This is a genomic window from Chloroflexota bacterium (assembly GCA_035652535.1).
Taxonomy (GTDB): Bacteria; Chloroflexota; UBA6077; order UBA6077; family SHYK01; genus DASRDP01.
The window spans coordinates 1-3,796 of sequence record DASRDP010000095.1 but is presented as its reverse complement, the minus strand read 5'-3'; the positions used below and the strand labels follow the sequence as shown (position 1 = coordinate 3,796).

At 67.2% G+C, this 3,796-nt stretch carries 4 protein-coding genes; all 4 read left to right on the top strand.

Annotated elements, in window-relative coordinates; translation table 11 throughout:
* On the top strand, positions 1-566 hold a 566-nt coding region (locus VFC51_11545; GenBank protein ID HZT07657.1), incomplete at its 5' end, for a lyase.
* Positions 567-695: 129 nt separating this feature from the next.
* Positions 696-1,550, top strand: coding sequence for a 4-hydroxy-3-methylbut-2-enyl diphosphate reductase (gene ispH / locus VFC51_11540; GenBank protein HZT07656.1), 855 nt, complete (start codon positions 696-698; stop codon positions 1,548-1,550).
* Positions 1,547-2,659 (top strand): flavodoxin-dependent (E)-4-hydroxy-3-methylbut-2-enyl-diphosphate synthase, encoded by a 1,113-nt coding sequence (gene ispG, locus VFC51_11535; GenBank protein ID HZT07655.1) that lies wholly within the window; start codon positions 1,547-1,549, stop codon positions 2,657-2,659. Before ispH ends, ispG begins: the two co-directional genes overlap by 4 nt.
* Before the next feature lie 211 nt (positions 2,660-2,870).
* Positions 2,871-3,796: UbiD family decarboxylase (locus VFC51_11530; protein ID HZT07654.1), on the top strand; the 926-nt coding region annotated here is incomplete at its 3' end.

Genomic DNA, 3,796 nt, shown 5'->3' with positions numbered 1-3,796 from the left:
GCGGCGTCCTCTGGTTTACCGGGCAGAACGGTGTTTTCGGGCGTCTCGACCCGGCCGAAGGGGTTGTTCGCACGTGGGATGCGCCGCGCGGGCGGGGTCCATACGGAATCTGCACGGCGCCCGATGGCACCGTGTATTTCGCATCCCTGGCGGGAAGCTACATCGGCCGCATCGACGGCGACGACGGATCCGTAACGGTCCTCGCGCCGCCAACTCCAGGTCAGGGCGCCCGCCGCCTCTGGCCGGATTCGGCCGGTCGTCTGTGGATCAGCGAGTACAACGCCGGCCAGCTCGGTCGATACGACCCCGCCGCGGGAGCGTGGACCGAATGGCGGCTACCTGGGGATAACCCACGTCCATACGCCGTCTACGTGGACGAGCGGGACCGGGTGTGGCTGAGCGACACGGCTGCCGACACCCTTGTGCGGTTCGATCCCGAGACAGAGGAGTTCGCCACCATTCCAATCTCGCGTCCATCGAACGTGGCGCAGCTCGCAGGCGCTCCGGGCGTCATCTGGGGCGCGGAGCGCGGACGGGACCACCTCGTCTCGGTGCATTACGACTGATTCGAACCAGCCAAAGCGCGCTCGCGCGCGGATTGTAATCTGGTCGAGGCGCGAGCGCCCACCACGCGCGGTCTGGCCGCGATCCGGGCGGTACAATTATGCGGTTGTTTTCGAAACCGAGGGTATTCGATGCAAATTTTGCGCGCACCCCGCTTCAGCGGCTTCTGTGGTGGGGTGAAGCGGGCGTGGTCCATCGCCGCGCGAACCCGTTCCAATGCCGACGGGGCCGTCTACGTGTCCGGCGAGCTGATCAACAACGACCCGGCGATGCGCGAGCTGGCCGCAAGGGGCGTGAACATCCTGCGCGTCGGCGAGGGCGAGGCTCCGGAAGGAGCGGGCACGCTCATCATGCGCGCCCACGGGGAGGGCCCGCACACCTTCGAGCGGGCAGCGGCGCTCGGCCTGCACGTCGTCGACGCAACCTGCGGCATCGTGCGCGTCGTCCAGGAGAAGGCGAAGCGCTGGGAAGATGAGGGCTACCAGGTCATCCTCTACGGTCACCGGGACCATCCAGAGGCGAAGGCCACGGTCGCCTACACCCAGCACGGCCGCATCATCGAATCCGTCGAGGAGGCGCAGGCGCTCCCGCACTTCGCGCGCATCGCCAGCCTGGCCCAGACAACGGCGCTCCTCTCGGAATACCAGCGGGTTTGCGAGGTGTTGCGGACCAAGGCGGACGTCTTCGAGGACCAGGGCCAGGTGTGCGCCTGGACGCGAATGGCCCAGGAGGAGGCCGTCGATCTCGCGCAGCGATGCACGGTGATGGTCGTCGTCGGAGGACGCAAGAGCGCAAACACCCATCGGCTCGTGGAAGTGTGCGCCGAGCACGTTCCGAGCTACTTGGTCGAGACGGTGGAGGACCTGGACCCAGCGTGGTTCGAACACGATTCCGTTGTCGGCGTTACCGCCGGCGCATCGACGCGGGAGCAGGACGTCCAGGATGTGATGGCGCGCATCGAGGCCATCGGAGAGGGGCTGGCATGATCGAACGGCGGCCAACCAAGCAGGTCATGATCGGGAACGTCCCCGTCGGCGGTGGAGCGCCCATTGCCGTCCAGTCCATGTGCAGCACCGACACGCGCGACGTCGACGCCACCATGGCGCAGGTCAATGCGTTGGAGCGCGCGGGGTGCGAGATCCTTCGGATCGCGGTCCCAACCAAGGAGGCGGGCGAAGGGTTCGGCGAGATTCGACGCCAGACGACTCTCCCCCTCGTAGCCGACATCCACTTCGATTACCGCATGGCGCTCCTCGCCATCGAGAAGGGCGCGGACAAGATCCGCATCAATCCGGGGAACATCATCAACGCGGACGGCATGCGCGCGGTCCGCATCGCGGTCGACGCCGCCAAAGAGCGCGGAATCCCCATTCGCGTTGGCGTGAACGCCGGGTCCATCGAGCAGAAGCTGCTGGACAAGTACGGCTACCCCACACCCGAGGCAGCGTGCGAGTCAGCCGAGAGCCACGTGCACCTGCTCGAAGACATGGGATTCGACGACATCGTCGTCTCCGTCAAGTTCAGCGACGTGCCGCGAATGGTGGCCGCGTACCGCCTCCTCAGCGATCGGATCCGCTATCCGCTCCATCTCGGCGTGACGGAGGCGGGCGCATCGATGCCGGCGTACGTCAAATCGGCCCTGGGTATCGGGTCGCTGCTGGCGGAAGGCATCGGCGACACGCTGCGCGTCTCCCTGACGACCGCGGACAAGACCGACGAGGTCGCGGCCGGTTTCGAGATCCTGAAGGCGCTGGAGATTCGCAGCAAGGGGCCGCTGCTCACGTCGTGCCCCTCGTGCGGGCGCGCGCAAGTCGACCTCCCGGCCCTCGGGCTTCAGGTCTCCGAGGCGCTCAAGCACGTCGACAAGCCCGTCAAAGTCGCGGTGATGGGATGCGCCGTCAACGGCCCCGGCGAGGCGGCCGATGCCGACATCGCCGTGGTGGGCGGTCGCGGCGTCGGCATGATCTACATCAAGGGCAAGCCGGCCCGGCGCGTCCCCGAAGACGAGGTGATCGCCGCGCTGATGGAAGAGATCGCCGAGTGGGAGCCGAGCGAGGACGCGCCGCGCCACCTCGGTCACGCGAGGACCGCCTAGAGGGACGGACGGAGACCATCAACCGGAGCCCGCAGGCGCAGAGTCGGGCAACAGTTGACCGTTATTGGTTCTTCGCTTCGCTCACCGGCTTGCCGTTGCTGATTCACCCGCGCTCTCTGCGTGGGGCGACGCGGCATCCTCGTCCCTCCGGTTGCAGGACCACTGACGGTGTACCATTGCCTCGGCGCACCGAGCGCCCGGGAGATGCACTGTGGCCAGCCCGTCGAAGCTTGCCGTCGCCTGCGCGACGAAGGACATGCGCACCTGGATCGCCGAGCTGGACGCGGCGGGCGAGCTGATCCGCATCGACAAGCCCGTCGATCCCCTGACGCAGATGGGCGCCCTGCTGTACCAATCCCGGGAAAAGGCCCTGCTCTTCGAGAATCTCCCCCATGGATGGCGCTCGCTCGGACAGGCGCCGGCCAACGTGCGGCAGGCCGCCATCGCTTTCGGCGCCCGGGAGGATACCGTCGTGCCGCTCGTGGCCGAGCGCATGGGTGCGCGCATCGCGCCCGCGATGGTGGCCTCCGGCCCGGTGAAGGACGTGATCTGCCACGCGGGCCAGTTCGACCTGACGGAGCTGCCCGTGCACGTCGCCGGCCAGCGGGACGCCGGGCCCGTCATCGGCTCGGGCCTCGTCGTCACCAAGGACCCCGATACAGGCCAGCGCAACGTGAGCTTTCACCGCCTGCAGATCAAAGGTCCCAACAAGTCGGGAATCCTCCTCTACCCCCGCCATTCCTGGCGCAACTATCTGAAGTACGAGGCGCGCAACGAGCCGATGCCCGTCGCGGTGTTCATCGGCCACTACCCGCTGTACTACGCGGCAGCGTCCACAACCGCGAGCTACGGCGTGGACGAGTTCGAGATCGCCGGCGGCTACCTGGGCGCACCGGTCCCTCTCGTGAAGTGCGAGACCGTGGACCTGGAGGTGCCCGCGGACGCGGAGATCGTGCTCGAGGGCCACATCCCGCCGCACGCGCGGGAGGATGAAGGGCCCTTCTCCGAGTTCCAGGACTACTACGTGACGGGATCCGGCCGAAACCCCATTGTCGAGTACCAGTGCATGACGCGTCGCCATGACGCGATTTTCAAGAACCTGCAGAACGGCTCAGAGATGGAGGGCTGCGTCTTCCA

What these genes read in the sequence shown, in the direction of transcription:
- ispH (HZT07656.1), top strand. Translation starts at nt 696, where the DNA reads ATGCAAATTTTGCGCGCACCCCGCTTCAGCGGCTTCTGTGGTGGGGTG.
- ispG (HZT07655.1), top strand. Translation starts at nt 1,547, where the DNA reads ATGATCGAACGGCGGCCAACCAAGCAGGTCATGATCGGGAACGTCCCC.